This is a genomic window from Polaromonas glacialis, assembly GCF_000709345.1.
Classification (GTDB): Bacteria; Pseudomonadota; Gammaproteobacteria; order Burkholderiales; family Burkholderiaceae_C; genus Polaromonas; species Polaromonas glacialis.
Genome location: NZ_KL448326.1, coordinates 25952 through 41583, shown reverse-complemented (window position 1 = coordinate 41583; position 15632 = coordinate 25952). Strand labels below are relative to the sequence as shown.

Below are 15632 nucleotides of genomic sequence, written 5' to 3'. Positions count from 1 at the left end.
TGTGGACGGTTTTCATGTCGCTTCCTTATGGGGGTGTCAGTGGCGCGGCGGCACGCAGCGGCTTGTGCATGTGGCGCGTTCGCTGGAACGAGAGCACTGGCCAACGCGGTGCCGGGCGATCAATCAGTTTGCCCGTCTGGTCTCGCACCGTCTGTGCGACAGCGAACATACAAGCGGCAGCGGATTTCGCGTTTGCTGCGCAGACGGGTCAGCACCGTGGGACCTGTCCGACCGCGTGGCCCGAAGCTTTCCCACACGTTTCAGATGGACCGCCTTTGACAATGGCAAACGCTTACGGTGAAGCCTTGCCTGTCGATGCTTGCAGAGTGCGACAGACGCCTGATCGTGCAAGGGTCCGCCCAGACCCGTTTGCATGTCAGTCAGCGACCGTGCCACCTCCCCCGGAACCAGGAAACCCACCATGCCGTCACCCACCCATGAATGGAGCCGACGCGGCTTGCTGTCGATGATTGGCAAGGTGGCCGGCGGTGGCCTGATGTACCAAGCCATGGCATCGCTGGGCCACGCACAGGCATCGAGCTACCGGGGTCCGCTGCAATTGAGCCAATCCAAAAAAGGCGGCACGGTGCTGGTGCTCGGGGCCGGGCTGGCGGGCATGACGGCGGCGTTCGAGTTGCGAGCCGCTGGCTACACCGTGCAGATTCTGGAATATCAGGAACGCGCCGGTGGACGCTGCTGGACGCTGCGTGGAGGTGATTCGTTCACCGAACTGGACGGCACACGTCAGACCTGTGAGTTCGACAAAGGCCTGTACATCAACCCCGGCCCGTGGCGCGTGCCTTACCACCACTACGCGGTGCTGGACTACTGCAAGCGCTTTGGCGTGCGGCTGGAGCCGTTCGTGCAGGTCAATTACAACGCGCTGGTGCATTCCACCCAGGCCTTTGGCGGCAAGCCGCAAAGATTTCGCCAGGTTCAGTCAGACCTGCACGGTTATGTGGCCGAGCTGCTGGGCAAGGCGACCAACCAGGGCGCGCTGGACCAGGCCGTCACCAAGGAAGACCGGGAACTGTTGATGCAGGGTTTGAAGGACTGGGGCGCTTTGGACAGCCAATACCGCTACCGCGAAGGCCTTGTGGCCAGTGAGCACCGCGGTTACCAGCGCGACCCGGCGGGCGGCCTGATGCCGCTGGCCAAACCGTCCAAGCCCATCGACATGAGCGAGCTGCTGCGCTCGCGCCTGTGGTCGCAAATCAACATCGGTCAGCTTTACGAATTCCAGACGGCCATTTTCGAGCCGGTGGGCGGCATGGACATGATTGCCCAGGGCTTCGAGCGCGAAGTGGGCAAGCTGATTCGCTACAACACGAAGGTGACCAAAATCGAGCAGTCGGCGCAGGGCGTCACGGTCAGCTTTGTGGATGCCCGCAGCGGCGGCAACGCCCAAGGCGGTGACGCGGGCAACGCGGTGCAGCAGGTCAAGGGCGACTGGTGCGTGTGCACCATCCCGCTCTCCATCTTGAGCCAGCTCGACGTGCAGGCGGGCGCGCCCATGAAACAGGCCATCGCGGCTGTGCACTACGCCGCCGCGTTTAAGGTCGGGCTGCAGTTCAAGCGCCGTTTCTGGGAAGAGGACGAGGCGATCTTTGGTGGCATCAGCTACACCGACCTGCCCATCGGGCAGATTTCGTACCCGTCCAACAATTTCAACAGCAACGGGCCGGCGGTGCTTCTGGGTGGCTATGGCTACGAGAGCACCCATGCCTACGAATTCACCGCCATGGCGCCGAAAGACCGCATTCGCGCGGCGGTGGAATTCGGCTCGCAGCTGCACCCGCAGTACAGGGAAGCGTTCCAGAACGGGGTGGCGGTTGGCTGGCACCGCGTGCCGTGGATGCTCGGTTGCTATGGCGTCTGGACCGAGGAAACACGCCTGCAGCACTACACCAACCTGTGCGCGGTGGACGGGCGCATCGTGCTGGCGGGCGAGCATGCGTGTTACATCCCGGGCTGGCAGGAAGGCTCGATCTTGTCTTCCCTGGACGCTGTCAGGCGGCTGCACGAACACGCTCAGGCCACCTGAGCGCGCCGACGCAGATCTTTGCACCGTCCCCACACCCGAGAAGGAAGCCACCATGACCACCCGACAAACCCATGGGCTGGCCAGTGCCAGTGCAGCCAGCGCTGCCGTGCTGCTGATCTGGGCTGCCAACGCCGCTGCTCAGCAGCCACCAGCAGCGCCCGCCATGCCTGCCTCTGCCGCTGCGACTTCCACCCAGAGCAGCACCACACCCATCCAGCGGCCATCCCTGGGCACGGCCACGCCTCGGCCGCTCAAGCGCGATGCCCTTGGTGCGGCCAAGCCGGCCGGTTACAACCCGAGCTTTTCCCCCGATGGGCAACACTTTGTTCAACAAGGCGGTGCGCAGCTGTACCAGGCCATCTGCCAGGCCTGCCACATGCCGCAGGGGCAGGGTGCCCAGGGCGCAGGTTTCTACCCGGCGTTGACCAACAACCCCCGCATGGCATCGAGCGCTTACCCGACCTATGTGGTGCTGGCTGGGCTGCGCGGCATGCCGCCGTTTGCTGAGCGGCTGACCGATCAGCAGGTGGCCGAGGTGGTGAACTACGTGCGTACGAATTTTGGCAACACCTACCAGGACGCTGTCACACCTGAATCGGTGAATGTCCAGCGTTCCGCGCTGGAGCGCTAGGAGTCTGCGTGGTGCAAAGCCGTGACAGGTCGGTCAGCCTACGCAACAGACCCGCGCCGCTCTCACGAGTTGTTTGAATCGTCGCACACTGAGACTCGCACCACATGCCCGATGCTCAGGCCCTGCACCAGGATCGAGAACACCACCACGCAGTAGGTGAGCGCGAGTACCGTGTCGCGGTGCGGGCCCAGCGGCAGCGACAGCGCCAGCGCCACCGAAATGCCGCCGCGCAACCCGCCCCAGGTCAGCACGCGCCAGGAGCCGTTGGGCAGGCCGAAGTGGCCACCCAGCGCGGCCACCGGCAGGCCCACGCTCAAGGAGCGCGAGAGCAGGGTGACGACAATCGCCGCCGCGCCCGCCACGAGCACCGGCACCGAGAAATTGATCATCAGCACCTCCATGCCGATGAGCACGAACAGCACGGCGTTGAGGATCTCATCGATCAGCTCCCAGAACATGTCGAGATAGCGGCGCGTGGTGTCACTCATGGCCAGCGCGCGGCCCTGGTTGCCGATGATCAGACCAGTGACCACCATGGCCAGCGGACCGGAGATATGCAGATACCTGGCCAGCGCGTAGCCTCCGGTCACGGCGGCCAGGGTCAGCAGCACCTCGACCTGGTACTCGTCAACGCTTTTCAGCATGCGGTAGGTGACATAGCCGAGCACCAGACCAAAGGCAATGCCGCCGCCGGCTTCGCGCGCCAGCAGCGCCAGTGCCGAGCCGGTGCTGGGGGTGTCGCCACTGACCAGCATGCCCAGCAGCAGTGCAAAGATGACAACACCCACACCGTCGTTGAACAGGGACTCGCCGGCAATCACCAGTTCAAGGTCCTTCGGCGCGCCCGCGGACTTCAGGATGCCCATCACCGCGATGGGATCGGTGGGCGAGATCAGCGCGCCGAACACCAGGCAGTACATCAGCGGCAGTTCCAGGCCCACCCAGGGCAGCGCTGTCCAGATGCCGTAGCCGACGATCAAGGTGGAGACCATGGTGCCGATCAAGGCCAGCGAAGCGACCGGCCAGCGCAGCGCCTTCAGCTCACTTAGGTCCACATGCAGCGCGCCGGCAAACAGCAGCAGCGACAACATGCCCTGCATCAGCACGTCGGAGAAGTCGATCGATCGCAGCAGCGATTCCTCGTAGGTGCGCAGGGCGTGCGACACGCCGATGATGTCCAGCCCGACGATCACCAGCGACAGCACCAGCGCGATGACCATCACCCCGATGGTCGTCGGCAGGCGCACGAAGCGGTGGTTCAGGTAGGCCAGCAGCGCGGTGACGACGAGGCAGGCGGCGGCAATGTCGAGCATGTTGCGTGTGGCGGCTGCTCAGCCGGCGACATCAGGTAGGTCGATGCGATGGCGCGACTCGATGTAGATGCGCGTGACCTTGGGAAAGCGCTCGCGGATGGTGCGCTCGATCTGCTCGACGGTGGCGGCGGCATCGTCCGCGCCGACGCTGTCAGCGAAGACGACGTCGAGCGCCAGCAGCACGTCGTCGGCACCGATGTACATCGTCAGCGGCAGCCCCGCCTTTTTGATCTGCGGCTGCTGCTGCGCGATGGCGCGGATGGCCGCAGCCGTCTCGGGTCGCACGCCTTCGCCCACCAGCAGGCCGCGCGACTCGCGGATCAGCAGCACCGCCACCCCAGCCAGGATGCAGCCGATGACGACCGACGCCGCGCCGTCGAGCACCGGCATGTCCAAGCTGTGGCTGGCCCAGACACCAGCGGCGGCCACCGCCAGGCCGGCCAGTGCGGCGCCGTCTTCGGCCAGCACGGTGTAGAGCGATGGGTCCTTGCTGCCATGCAGCGATGACCAGAAAGGCCGCCCCGCCGACAGGCGGAGAAACTGGCGCAGGGCGATCAGGAAGCTGGCGCCCTCGAACACCGCCGCCATGGCCAGTACGACATAGATCCAGAACGGATCGGTCAGCGGTTCGGGCTCGCGCATGTGCACCACGCCCTCGTAGATCGACATGCCGCCGCCCAGACCGAAGATCAGCACAGCGACGATCAGGCTCCAGAAATACAGCTCCTTTCCGCGTCCGAAAGGGTATTCAGGCGTCGCCGGTTTTTTCGCCATGTGCAGACCCACCAGCAGCAGGCCCCCGTTGCCGGCGTCAACCGCCGAGTGGATGCCTTCGGAGAGCATCGCCGAGCTGCCGGTGATGCCGGCCACGACGAACTTCGTCACCGCAATTGCCACGTTGGCGGCGATGGCGCCATAGATAGCAATTTTCGAGTCAGCCATGTCGCGGGTCCTCGTTCGGGAGTCCTTGGGGCTCAACCAGCAGGGGCCTGCCGGCGATTAGGATCGTGTGTGCTCGCATGGCTGCAAGCAAGGCATCCGAGGTCACACGGGAGATCTCGCCTGTTGTCGCCTTGGTCATTGATGAGGAGCTTTCCTGTTGCATCAGGCGTTCCGCCCGCGCAGCGCATGGCTTGCCTTTGCGAAGGCCGCCTCAACGGCGAGCACATCGTCCGCTTCCGGCACAGCTTCTCGCGCCCCTATGATGATCATGTGGGCGTGGCGCTGGAGGCAGGCTGCGTCCTGTGCGCTCCGAACATGGCCGGCGATCTGGACGATGGCATCGAGCATGCGGATCGACACGGCCGGGTTCAAACGAGCGTTTTGCCTGATTTGGTTGAAGGCCGTGTCCACGATGCCTGAAAACGTGGACCCTTGCGCCACCAGCCGCAGCCGCCCATCAGAGTCGAATCGTTGGGGTGATGGCATGTCGCATCTGGCCAGGCGGCACAGGGCCGATCCCAGCCGGTCCACGCAAGCGATCGCCGTGAACGGATCGTTGATGCCCGGGGACAGCGCCCGCACCGCAATCTCGACCAACTGGTGGAAGGTGAACTCGATGTCCTGGGCGGCGGTGCGCTGGTTGCCGAGCACGAAGGCGGCGTTCACCTTGCCCATCAAGGCCTCCGTGACGCGGTCCCCGGGCCAGACCATCACCATCGCGCGGCCCTTGGCGAGGTAGTGCCCAGGCCGGCGCTCCAGCCGCAGCAGCATATCCTCTTGGCTGGCCAACGCCATCAGGGCGTCAGTATCGATCAACTGGAGATAGCCGTCTTCGACAGCACCCACAGGACGGGCCTGGCGCGCGAACGCCGCTGGCAGGGTGGCGTCGCTTGGCGCTCTAGAGGCTTCAGATCCAGGGGTGCCAAGGTTGCCGGGAAACAATCTGTCGATCCCGTCATCCAGTTCCTTGCCGACCCGTGCCACGACCTGATCCGCCTGGATCGAGACCAAGATGTGGTGGATGAAGTAGATCAACACCCCAACGCTGACAATGGCCAGCAGCATGCCGATGCTGACGGAGAGATGGGGCACGAAGGCCCCCTCGTCGGCGCGCCGGATGGTGCGCAGTACGAGCAGGCAGTACACGAACGTGGCCACGAAGGTGCCCAGCACCACCTGGTTGACGGTGTCGCGCATGAAGTTGCGCAGCAGCCGGGGCCCCAACTGGGACGAGGCGAGCGACAGCGCCACCAGCGTCATCGAGAATACGGTGCCGGCGATGGCGATCATCGACCCGGCCACGGTGCCCAGCAGCAGGCTGGCACCCTCGGCACCACCTGAATAGCTCCAGCCCAGGCGCTGCATCAAGTCGCCATCGACGGCCCTGTCGAGCTCGACGGCAGAGACGGCCAGTGCGGCGGCAAGGCACGCCATGGCCGCTGGCACGAACCAGAAGCTGGATCGAAAGCGCCCCCAGTATTTCAGCAGTAGTGTTTTCATGAAGCTTCACTTCAACTCGTGCGCCATGAACTAAGCGCCCAAGTTGGCGCTGAACAGGCCATTGCTACAGTGTAAGTTCTCTAACCGAAGCTACCTGCTAACAGAACTCGCCGTACGCATCAATGCGTAATTCTATTTCTCAGTAGAAACTGCATTAATGATCCAGTCCCAACCGGCAATGCTGCGCATCCGCTGGGGATCTGCCTCAAATGCCTTGAGCGCTTGCACGAGTTGATCTTCCAATGCGTCGAGGCTGTCGAAAACACGGTTGTGAAAATGCTTCTCGCGCAGCTCATCCCAGATGTGCTCCTGCGGGTTGAGTTCGGGCGAGTACGGGGGCAGGAAATGCGGCCGAAGGTTGTCCGGCAGTTCGAGCGAGCCGGCCTTGTGCCAGCCCGCTCCATCGACGACCATGATGAGGTTCTCGTTCGGGTAGCGGCGGGCGAGTTCATTGATGAACAACTGCATGCACTGGGCGTTGACATGGGGCAGCACCAGGGCGTCAAGGCGTCCATCGACAGGGCTGACTGCTGCGTAGGCGTACACGTACTCGTGCGTGAGCATCGCTTTTACCAGCGGGCGCAAGGGCTTTTTGCACCAGCAGCGGCGCGAGTCGCTGATGCGGCCAAAGCGTGCCTCGTCCTGAAACATCACCCGGATGGGCTGCTGCGCGGGGAATCGGGCGCGCACTTGCGCCAGATCGGACGAGAGTTTTTTTTCCACTCCTCGCGCGCCTGCGCGTTACCTTGCGGGTGCTGCGTGTCGGGGGCCATCTTGCGCCAGCCGTGGCGCGCGAGCATGCGGTACACCCCGGACAGGGAAACGCTGTGGCCCAGGTGGGCCTCGATTTTTTCCTTCAGGCCCGGGATGACCAGCACGGCGCCCTCGGCGGCGCCAGCCAGCGCCGCATCAAGCGCGGCCGCTTCGGCCTGCAGCGTGCTTTGGGCGCGATTGCGCAGTTCTGTTTTTTTGCGACGCGCGGCGCGTAGCCCGCTGGCGCGGGCACAAAAACCGGTCCGCAACGCGCAGGTAGTGCGCCTGGAGCGGCCCAATACGAGGGCGGTTTGCGCCAGATTCAAGCCCGCTTCAAGGGGCAACAAGACGGCCAAGGCGATGCGCAACTCGTCGGCAGTACGGGCCTCGTCGCGCGCTTGCCTGGCCGCTTCGATACTACTTTGTCCTGTGAACGGGCGTGCCATGACTGCTCCTCAATTGAGAGCAAATATTATGGCCAATTTCATTGGCAAATGGAATAAGTCCTAATTAAATTGACTGTCTACTAGCCTGCTCACGCAGCTTCAAACGCAAAGCGTGATGGGCTCCAGCGCTTCGTCTTGCACCAGGATCCGGCCAATCGCCGCCGTATGGTTGTAGCCCAGCGCGCGCAGCGCCTCAATGCACGCCTCGGCGCGCTCGGCCGGGACGCTGGCCAGCAGCCCGCCCGCGGTCTGGGGGTCGAAGATCAGCGGATAGCGCGGATGCTTGAGCATGGCCTCCTGGTTGCGCAAGGCGCGGCGCAATCGCACGTTGGCGCTTTGCAGTGAGCTGACAATGCCGGCGTCCACGCATTCCTGCGCGCCGTCGAGCAGGGGCAGGGCGCCCAGGTCGATTTCCGCGTCCACGCCAGAGGGGCGGGTCATTTCCACCAGATGGCCCAGCAGCCCGAAACCGGTCAGATCGGTGCAGGCAGTGGCGCCAAATTCGCGCAGGCACTGCGCACCCCGCTGGTTCGACACCACCATGGACTGCAGGGCTGCGTCGATCCAGCGGCCCTTGGCCGCCAGCCGTGCGTGCGCGGCAAACAGGGTGCCGGTTCCAATGGGTTTGGTCAGAATCAGCACATCGCCTGGGCGCATGCCGCTTTTTCGCAGCAGCTGGGACGGGTCGTCATCGATCAGGCCGTTGATGGCAAAGCCCAGCGCCAGTTCCTTGCCCTCGCCCGTGTGGCCCCCCACCAGCGCACAGTTGGCGGCGTTCAATACCTCCAGCGCGCCGGTCATCATCTGGAACAGCACGTCTTCGACCTTGCTCTCCAGGCCAGAGGGAACGGTCGCAATCGCGGTGGCCGATTGCGCCTGCGCGCCCATGGCCCAGATGTCGCCCAGTGCATGGTTGGCCGCGACCTTGCCGAAGAGGTAGGGGTCGTCAATGAAGGAGCGGAAAAAGTCCACCGAATGCACCATGGCTTTGCCGGGGGGGACCCGCACCACGGCGGCGTCGTCCGGGTCTTTCAGGCCCACCACCACGTCGTCGAGCTGAACCGGGTGCAGTTGGGCCAAGGCGCGTGACAGCACCGTGGCGCCTACCTTGGCACCGCAGCCGCCGCAGCGCATGGCGATGGCCGAGATGGCCTGCAACGATTCTTCTGAAGTGAGTTGCACCGTGCCAGGTGAAGCAGCTGCAGAGGCTGCGGCGCGGGTGTCCATCGGCGCCAGGTCTTGAAACTTGCGCATGAAGCGCTGGTCAATCCAGTCCTTCCAGCGCCACACCCAAGGGCCGCCAAAACCCAGCCAGCCGCGCGATGCCACGGCGTTCTGATCGCCCGTGCTGATGAGGGCCAGCCAGCTGCGCTGGGGGTGGTACGGCTTCAGGCGCAGGCCCTGTACGCTGCGGCGCAGGTTCTCGGTCAGCGGCGGCCCCTGGCGCACCGCAAAGACGCCGGCTTTTTCCAGCGGATGGTTGACCATGCTGGCGATGTCGCCGGCGGCAAAAATGGCCGGATCGGTCAGGGTCTGCAAGGTGTCGGCGACTTGAATGAAACCGTCCGGCTCAAGCGCCAAGCCGGTGTCCCTCAACCACGCGGCACCGCCGGCGCGGGTCACCCACACAATCTCGTCGGCCTCGACCACTTCGCCCGACGCCGTTTGCAGGCGTCCCGGCATGACCTGGGTGACGGCCGCATTGCGATGCACGCGTACGTGGCGCTCGGCCAGCACGGCATCAAAACGCCGTCGCACACCGGGGTTGTGGGTGGGCAATATGCAGGCGCTGTTGGTAAACAGGTGAAACACCAGCTCATCCGGGTTGCGGCCCAGCGCGGCTAGGACATTGCGCAGGCGAAACTGCATGGCCAGGAGCAGTTCCACGCCGCCCGCGCCAGCGCCCACCACGGCCACGGTGGTTTTGCCAGGGTGGCGCTGCACGCGTTCCAGCAGCGCCAGCCAGCGGTCATTGAAGCGCGTGATGGGCTTGACCGCCACCGCATGCTCCACAGCGCCGGGCACATCCTGAAGCCGGGGCGTGGAGCCAATGTTGATGGACAAGACATCAAAAGGCACGGGCGGGCGGTTGCGGCACAGCACCTTGCGGTTGACGCGGTCCAGCCCAATCACTTCATCGCGGTACAGCCTGGCCCCGGCGAAAACCGCCAGGCGGCTCAAATCGATATGCACCGCGTCATAGTCATAGTGGCCCGCCACATACCCGGGCAGCATGCCTGAGTAAGGCGTGTGCATGTCGGTGCAAATCAGGGTGAGGCGCACGCCGGCAATGGGCCGCATGCCAAAGCTCTTGAGTACGCCGACATGGCTGTGGCCACCGCCCACCAGAACGATGTCTCTCAAAATGGGTTGTTCAGGCGCAAGCATGGGTGTGTGATTTCTCGGGTTGGCGTTTGGGGGGCAGCAACGCCTGGACTAATTTCATCAGCGCGGCTTTCTCGGCAGCCGGTGCAAACAGGGGCGCCCGCCGGGCGCACTGGGCTTGCAGCAGGCTGTAAAAACTGTCGGTACGGGTTTGTTCGGCGCGCAGGCGAAGCAGCAAACCGGCCAGTCCCTGCGCGTCGCCATGTTCAAAATACCCTGCGTAGTCGGGCCCCAGCATGCCCAGGTTGCCCGCAATTTTCGAGGCCAGGACCGGTGTGCCGCTGGCTATGGCCTCCATCACCACATGGGCGCCGCCCTCCATGCGGCTGGTATGCACCAGCACATGCGCGCGCTGGATGTGGCGGCGCGTGGCTTCATGCGACAACCCGCCCAGCCAGCGGTAGTGGGGGCATTCGGCGGCGCAGGCCTGCGCTTGTCCGCCCAGTTCAGCGTCCAGCGCATCGCCAATGTGATCGATGAAGATGTCGGTATGGTCTTTGAGCCGTCGCGCGGCGGCAAAAAGGGTTTGCGGCGACTTTTCATCGCGCAAATGCCCCACCATCACCGCACGCAGATGCCGCTGAGGCTTCACGGCGGTTTGCCTGGGGGTAACGGACTGATAAATCACGCGGGCCTTGGGCCGGACAGCCGTCGGCAGGGCCTCGGGTGCGCATTCCTGCAGCACCACCAGCTGCGCTGCATAGGCCAGGGACGCTTGCGCCGATGCATCGGTTTGAATGTCGCGGTACAAGTCGGTGCCGGTCAGCACCACACCCAGGCCCGGTGCTGCGGCGCTCGCACCTTGTGCCTGCGCCCAGCGGGCAATAGAGCCGGCTGAGCGTCGGGCATGCAGCGCCAGCATCACATCAACAGGCTCACCGCCCCAGGACGGTGCAATCGTGACCTCAAAGGCCGGGCGCAGCAGGCGTGACCAGCGCCAGGCGGTTTGCCAATTGCCATTGTTGGCATCGGCTGATGCAGGGGAAATGATGAGTATGTGGGGGCGTTTCATGAGGCAATTGGGGGTGTGAGCCTCCAGATGAAAAACCAGGCGGGTCGTCCATGGAGCAAGAAACAGGCACTGATTTTTACCGCACAGTGCAGTCTGCAGGAGTCCCCGATTTCAAGTCTAATCGACAACTCTTTTGTTTATTCCCACGAGGTTTTTCATGGCTGGTATTGTCACTTCCCGCTCGCTTCGCGCCGTGATCGCGTTCGGGTTGCTCGCCTTTGGGTCCCTGTTGCATGCCCAAGGGGTTTTCAGGGTCACCGCCATTCCTGACGAGTCTCCGACCGAGCTGGCGCGCAAGGCCGCCCCGCTGATGAAATACCTTGAAAAAACCCTGGGCATGAAGGTTGAATTCACGCCGGTGACCGACTACGCCGCATCGGTCGAGGCGCTGGCCAACAAGCAAGTGGACATGGCCTGGTACGGCGGTTTTACCTTTGTGCAGGCCAATGTGCGTTCGGGCGGCAAGGCCATTCCCCTGGTTCAGCGTGAGGAAGATGAAAAATTCCGCTCGGTTTTCATCACCAGTGACCCCGGCATCAAAACCCTGGCAGATCTGAAGGGCAAGACCGTGAGCTTTGGCTCGCAATCCAGCACCTCCGGGCATTTGATGCCCCGCAGCTTTTTGCTCCAGGCCCGTATCGACCCGGACAAGGACTTTAAGCGCGTGGCCTATTCGGGTGCGCACGATGCCACCATTGCGTCGGTGGCGGCTGGCAAGGTCGATGCAGGTGCCCTGAATATCTCGGTCTGGGAAAAGTTTGTGGCTGAAGGCAAGGTGGACACCACCAAGGTCAAGGTGTTTTTTACCACCCCTGGTTACTTTGACTACAACTGGACGGTGCATGCCGATATGCCTGTCGCGCAGCGTGAAAAACTGACCAAGGCTTTCTTGAGCCTGGATCGAAACACCGCAGAAGGCAAGGAGATTTTGGATCTGCAACGCGCCACGCGCTTCATCCCCACCAAGGCCGACAACTACAAAGGCATTGAGCAGGCCGCGCGCAGTGCTGGCCTTTTGAAGTAGCCGTGTGCGTAATTTTGCTATTAATTTAATAGCTGTTTGCGCATATGCAACAAGCGCCGGATGCCATTTTCGTTCATGAAAATAGAGTTCTTCGACGTTTCGGGCAGGCACCCGGCGGCCAGGCCGGGGGATGCTCCTGCGGTGCGGGCGCTGAGTTTGAGCGTGCGTGCCGGTGAGCAAGTGGCCATCATCGGCCCTTCAGGCGCTGGCAAAACCACGCTGCTGCATTTGATGGCCTGCGCGCTCAGGCCGTCAGCCGGGCGTCTGCTGCTAAATGACAATGATCCGTGGCAGCTGTCGCGCAGTGCCTTGCAAGACCTGCGCGGTGCGCTGTTTCTCGCGCCCCAGTTGCCGCCGCTGCCGCCCCGCCAGCGCGTGGTCACTGCGGTGCTCGCCGGGCGGCTGCCGCATGAGAGTCTGTGGACCAGCTTGTGCAGCCTGTTCTACCCGGTGGACATCCCCAGGGCCGAGCGCGCCTTGGCCGGTTTTGACGTGAGCGACAAACTGTTTGACCGCGTGGACCGCCTCTCGGGCGGCGAGCGCCAGCGCGTGGGCTTGGCCCGGGCGCTGGTGTCTGAAGCCAGCCTTTTGCTGGTCGATGAGCCCTTGTCAGCGCTGGACCCGACCCGCTCGCAACACGCCATCGAAACCCTGACCCAGGCGGCATGCGAACGCGGTGCCACACTGGTGGCTACGCTGCACCATGTGGAGATGGCCCTGGCCCATTTCCCGCGCATCGTGGGCTTGCGCGATGGCGCGTTGGCCTTTGACCTGCCCGCTGCTGCGGTCACGCAGCAACATCTGCAGGCGTTGTATGCGCAGAAACTGCACGAGCTGACGGAGCCCGCAAGCGTTGATGCGGATGCTTTTCCCACAGCCGCCGCACCCGTGGTGATGCATTGCCGATGACCTGCAGCGCGTCATGACGAACGCTGTGCCTGGAACTGCCTTGGCCGGACGCAGCCCAGCCCTGCGCGACCCGGCATGGGCCGGGCGGGTTTTCTGGGTGCTGGCAGGGTTGGCCTTGCTCTGGCCCACCCTGGTGCTGACCGAATTCAACCCCTGGCTGTTGATGGAGCCGGGCGCGTTGAAGCCTGCGCTGAATTTTGTGGGGGACTTCTTTCCACCCCGCACAGACGCTGCTTTCTTGGGGCTGCTATTGCGCGAGACCTGGCGCACCGTGGCGATGGCAACGGCCGGCTTGACGCTGGCGCTGTTGCTGGCGATACCGCTGTCGCTTTTGTCGGTGCGGGTATTGTCCCTGTCGGCACTCACCGGTCGCATGGCCTTTTTGCCCGCTGTGCTGCGGCAAGTGGTCCGTTGGGTGCTGATGGTGTTGCGCAGCGTGCCTGAGCTGGTGTGGGCGCTGGTGTTTGTGAGGGTGGTGGGCCTTGGGCCTACGTCGGGCGTGCTGGCGATTGCGCTCACTTATGGCGGCATGCTGGGCAAGGTGTATGCCGATATTCTGGAGAGCGGAGACGACCACGCCACCTCCAGCCTGATGCGCAATGGCTCGGGCCGCCTGCAAGCCTTCTTCTATGGCCTGCTGCCCCAAAACGCCGGGGAGCTGACCAGCTACACCGTGTACCGCTGGGAGTGCGCCATTCGCTCCAGTGCCGTGCTGGGTTTTGTCGGAGCCGGTGGCCTGGGCCAGCTGATGGACTCCTCCATGAAGATGTTCAACGGGTCTGAAGTCGCCAGTATCTTGCTGGTCTTCATGGCGCTGGTGTGGCTGGCCGATCGCATGAGCGCGGCACTGCGCAAGGGCTTGGCCTGAGGACACCGCATGAAACCCAGCGCCGCCAACGACACTTACAAATTGCCGCCCAGGCTGTTCGACGCACGATGCAAGGCGTGCTGGCTGATGCTGGGCGTCGTGCTGCTGGTAGTCGCCAGTTTTGCCACGCTGAATTTGCAATGGGCGCAGTTCTGGTCGTGGGACGCGGCAAACCGGATGGGCCGGTTTTTGGGGGAGCTTTTGCACCCGGAGACCGGCACGGTATTCCTCGACAAGGTGGTGATGGCCGCGCTGGAGACCCTGGCCATGTCGGCATTGGGGACGCTGTTGGCGGTGCTGCTGGGCCTGGCGCTGGCGCTGCCCGCCAGCAAAGCCCATGCGCAGGACCCGGCGCACTGGCGCGCTGCGACCCGGCTGCTGCTCAATGCCTTGCGCAGCACGCCCGAGCTGGTGTGGGCGGCACTGCTGCTGATCGCGGTGGGTTTGGGGCCTTTTGCGGGCACGCTGGCCTTGGGTCTGCACACCTCTGGCGTTCTGGGTCGCCTGTTTGCCGAATCCATAGAAAACGCTGCGCCGGGGCCTGCTTTTGCGCTCAGGGTGCGCGGTGTGGGCGAGGGCCGGGTGTTCTTTTATGCCACCTTGCCGCAGATACTGCCGCAGCTGATGAGCTACACCTTGTACCGCTGGGAAAACAACATCCGCGCCGCCGCCGTGTTGGGTGTGGTGGGTGCAGGGGGCCTGGGGCAGATGCTGGCGTTTCACATGGGCTTGTTTCAGATGGCCGAGACCAGCACGGTCTTGTTGGCCATGCTGGTTCTGGTGGCCCTGGTGGATGCGCTGAGCTACCTGCTTCGCAACGCGTTGTCGCGCTAAATGAATTTTGCGAGGCACAAACAGGCCATGACCGGGTTTTTAAGGCTGCTGAACTTCGGTGTGCTCGCAGCGGCATGTGTTTCGGGCGTTTGTGCCGAAAGCATTCATACGGCGGCGTATCGGAATCCGGCAGAACGATATAGTCATTTCGCTCTCGGCCGTCCGCATCACCCGATAAAGGTGGTGATCGGTGTAACGATCTGGTGCGGTCGAATGACTATATCCACGAGTGACTGTTCAGCCTACGCGAGCGCCAGGGCCTGTCCCGAGAAGACGGCGCGCATGGCGTGAAGCATGCCAAAGCCTTGCTTGCGCGCGGTGTCCAGATAGGAGCGGATGGTGCAGAAATTCTGCGCGCCCGGCAAGGTACGAAAGCAGCCTGAAATTCTCTGCTTGACCTTTGGCATGCGAATGGCGCGCTCGGCCAGGTTGTTGGTAAAGGGCACACCCAAATCGCGCATGAAGCGCAGTACCTCCTGCTCTCGCTCCAACAGCCGGCGCAGCAGGTTGAAGGCACCTGACTGCTTGGCCCGGCCACGTTGTCCTAGCGCCTTGGCCGCTGGCAGGTTTTGCGCCTGGCCTTCCTGCACCAAGGCGCGGTATTGGCTGGCAAAGACCTCGACCTGCACAGCCTGTAGTGCCGTATCGGTCTGACGCGCCGCCTTGCAGGCTTGGTCAGCGGCCAGCAACAACTCGATAAGGCCCTGGGGCCACGCTTGCGCAGTGGTCTCTTTTTGATAAATCAGCTCGCGCAGTAAGTGTGCGCCGCACAGCGAGTGCGCGCACTCCAGGCTCCAGTAGGGCGCCCAGCAGTCGTGCACCAGCGTGCCCGCGTAGTTGGGCAGCACCCCATGGTCGGCTATTGCTTGCATGCCCCGCTTGGGATGCACGCCGTACCAAGTGTGGGTGGCCGTGGCGGCCGTATGCAGCCACTGCAGGCAAGACGCTACGCGCAGGCCCGATTCATCGAC

Annotated in this window: 14 protein-coding genes; 6 read left to right on the top strand and 8 right to left on the bottom strand. The window is 63.7% G+C overall.

Going from position 1 to position 15632, the window contains the following annotated elements:
• Positions 1 to 421: 421 nt before the first annotated feature.
• Together EC86_RS0123560 and EC86_RS26630 are read left to right on the top strand one after the other, a co-directional pair.
• Complete coding sequence (locus EC86_RS0123560; protein ID WP_029528254.1) at positions 422 to 2044, top strand: flavin monoamine oxidase family protein; 1623 nt, start codon at positions 422 to 424, stop codon at positions 2042 to 2044.
• A gap of 52 nt (positions 2045 to 2096) precedes the next feature.
• On the top strand, positions 2097 to 2675 hold the full coding sequence (locus EC86_RS26630; protein ID WP_051676317.1) for a c-type cytochrome: 579 nt from the start codon (positions 2097 to 2099) through the stop codon (positions 2673 to 2675).
• 62 nt (positions 2676 to 2737) lie between these two features.
• Here EC86_RS26630 and EC86_RS0123550 read toward each other — a convergent pair whose 3' ends face one another.
• The 7 genes from EC86_RS0123550 to senB all read right to left on the bottom strand — a co-directional run bounded on the left by EC86_RS0123550 (position 2738) and on the right by senB (position 11026).
• Positions 2738 to 3988, bottom strand: a complete 1251-nt coding sequence (locus EC86_RS0123550) for a cation:proton antiporter (protein WP_029528252.1) — start codon at positions 3986 to 3988, stop codon at positions 2738 to 2740.
• An 18-nt stretch (positions 3989 to 4006) separates the two neighbouring features.
• Positions 4007 to 4930, bottom strand: coding sequence for a cation diffusion facilitator family transporter (locus EC86_RS0123545; protein ID WP_029528251.1), 924 nt, complete (start codon positions 4928 to 4930; stop codon positions 4007 to 4009).
• A 162-nt stretch (positions 4931 to 5092) separates the two neighbouring features.
• The gene (locus tag EC86_RS0123540) at positions 5093 to 6430 is read right to left on the bottom strand and encodes a DUF2254 domain-containing protein (protein ID WP_029528250.1); all 1338 of its coding nucleotides are present in this window, start codon (positions 6428 to 6430) and stop codon (positions 5093 to 5095) included.
• Positions 6431 to 6562: 132 nt separating this feature from the next.
• On the bottom strand, positions 6563 to 7153 hold the full coding sequence (locus tag EC86_RS30165; RefSeq protein WP_232230034.1) for an IS630 family transposase: 591 nt from the start codon (positions 7151 to 7153) through the stop codon (positions 6563 to 6565).
• Positions 7081 to 7629 (bottom strand): winged helix-turn-helix domain-containing protein, encoded by a 549-nt coding sequence (locus EC86_RS0123530; protein WP_029528248.1) that lies wholly within the window; start codon positions 7627 to 7629, stop codon positions 7081 to 7083. Before EC86_RS0123530 ends, EC86_RS30165 begins: the two co-directional genes overlap by 73 nt.
• A gap of 99 nt (positions 7630 to 7728) precedes the next feature.
• Entirely contained in the window at positions 7729 to 10017 is a 2289-nt protein-coding gene (selD, locus tag EC86_RS0123525) for a selenide, water dikinase SelD (RefSeq protein ID WP_029528247.1), read from the bottom strand.
• Entirely contained in the window at positions 10004 to 11026 is a 1023-nt protein-coding gene (gene senB / locus EC86_RS0123520) for a selenoneine biosynthesis selenosugar synthase SenB (RefSeq protein WP_029528246.1), read from the bottom strand. Before senB ends, selD begins: the two co-directional genes overlap by 14 nt.
• A 157-nt stretch (positions 11027 to 11183) precedes the next feature.
• Between senB and EC86_RS0123515 the strand changes: the two genes are divergently transcribed.
• The 4 genes from EC86_RS0123515 to phnE all read left to right on the top strand — a co-directional run bounded on the left by EC86_RS0123515 (position 11184) and on the right by phnE (position 14661).
• Entirely contained in the window at positions 11184 to 12050 is an 867-nt protein-coding gene (locus EC86_RS0123515) for a putative selenate ABC transporter substrate-binding protein (protein ID WP_029528245.1), read from the top strand.
• A gap of 75 nt (positions 12051 to 12125) precedes the next feature.
• A complete protein-coding gene (locus EC86_RS0123510; RefSeq protein WP_029528244.1) occupies positions 12126 to 12959 on the top strand; it encodes a phosphonate ABC transporter ATP-binding protein in 834 nt (277 codons plus the stop codon).
• 13 nt (positions 12960 to 12972) lie between these two features.
• Positions 12973 to 13827 carry a PhnE/PtxC family ABC transporter permease gene (locus EC86_RS0123505; RefSeq protein WP_051676316.1) on the top strand — a complete coding sequence of 285 codons (855 nt, stop codon included), beginning with the start codon at positions 12973 to 12975 and terminating at the stop codon, positions 13825 to 13827.
• A gap of 9 nt (positions 13828 to 13836) precedes the next feature.
• Positions 13837 to 14661 carry a phosphonate ABC transporter, permease protein PhnE gene (gene phnE, locus EC86_RS0123500; protein WP_029528242.1) on the top strand — a complete coding sequence of 275 codons (825 nt, stop codon included), beginning with the start codon at positions 13837 to 13839 and terminating at the stop codon, positions 14659 to 14661.
• Positions 14662 to 14903: 242 nt separating this feature from the next.
• Here the strand turns inward: phnE and EC86_RS30160 are convergent.
• Positions 14904 to 15632 (bottom strand): IS66 family transposase (locus EC86_RS30160; RefSeq protein WP_036774116.1); only part of this gene is annotated, 729 nt, incomplete at its 5' end.

Excerpts from the sequence above, each read along its gene's own strand:
- EC86_RS0123560 (WP_029528254.1), top strand. The coding sequence starts at position 422 with ATGCCGTCACCCACCCATGAATGGAGCCGACGCGGCTTGCTGTCGATG.
- EC86_RS26630 (WP_051676317.1), top strand. The coding sequence starts at position 2,097 with ATGACCACCCGACAAACCCATGGGCTGGCCAGTGCCAGTGCAGCCAGC.
- EC86_RS0123550 (WP_029528252.1), bottom strand. The coding sequence starts at position 3,988 with ATGCTCGACATTGCCGCCGCCTGCCTCGTCGTCACCGCGCTGCTGGCC.
- EC86_RS0123545 (WP_029528251.1), bottom strand. The coding sequence starts at position 4,930 with ATGGCTGACTCGAAAATTGCTATCTATGGCGCCATCGCCGCCAACGTG.
- EC86_RS0123540 (WP_029528250.1), bottom strand. The coding sequence starts at position 6,430 with ATGAAAACACTACTGCTGAAATACTGGGGGCGCTTTCGATCCAGCTTC.
- EC86_RS0123530 (WP_029528248.1), bottom strand. The coding sequence starts at position 7,629 with ATGGCACGCCCGTTCACAGGACAAAGTAGTATCGAAGCGGCCAGGCAA.
- selD (WP_029528247.1), bottom strand. The coding sequence starts at position 10,017 with ATGCTTGCGCCTGAACAACCCATTTTGAGAGACATCGTTCTGGTGGGC.
- senB (WP_029528246.1), bottom strand. The coding sequence starts at position 11,026 with ATGAAACGCCCCCACATACTCATCATTTCCCCTGCATCAGCCGATGCC.
- EC86_RS0123515 (WP_029528245.1), top strand. The coding sequence starts at position 11,184 with ATGGCTGGTATTGTCACTTCCCGCTCGCTTCGCGCCGTGATCGCGTTC.
- EC86_RS0123510 (WP_029528244.1), top strand. The coding sequence starts at position 12,126 with ATGAAAATAGAGTTCTTCGACGTTTCGGGCAGGCACCCGGCGGCCAGG.
- EC86_RS0123505 (WP_051676316.1), top strand. The coding sequence starts at position 12,973 with ATGACGAACGCTGTGCCTGGAACTGCCTTGGCCGGACGCAGCCCAGCC.
- phnE (WP_029528242.1), top strand. The coding sequence starts at position 13,837 with ATGAAACCCAGCGCCGCCAACGACACTTACAAATTGCCGCCCAGGCTG.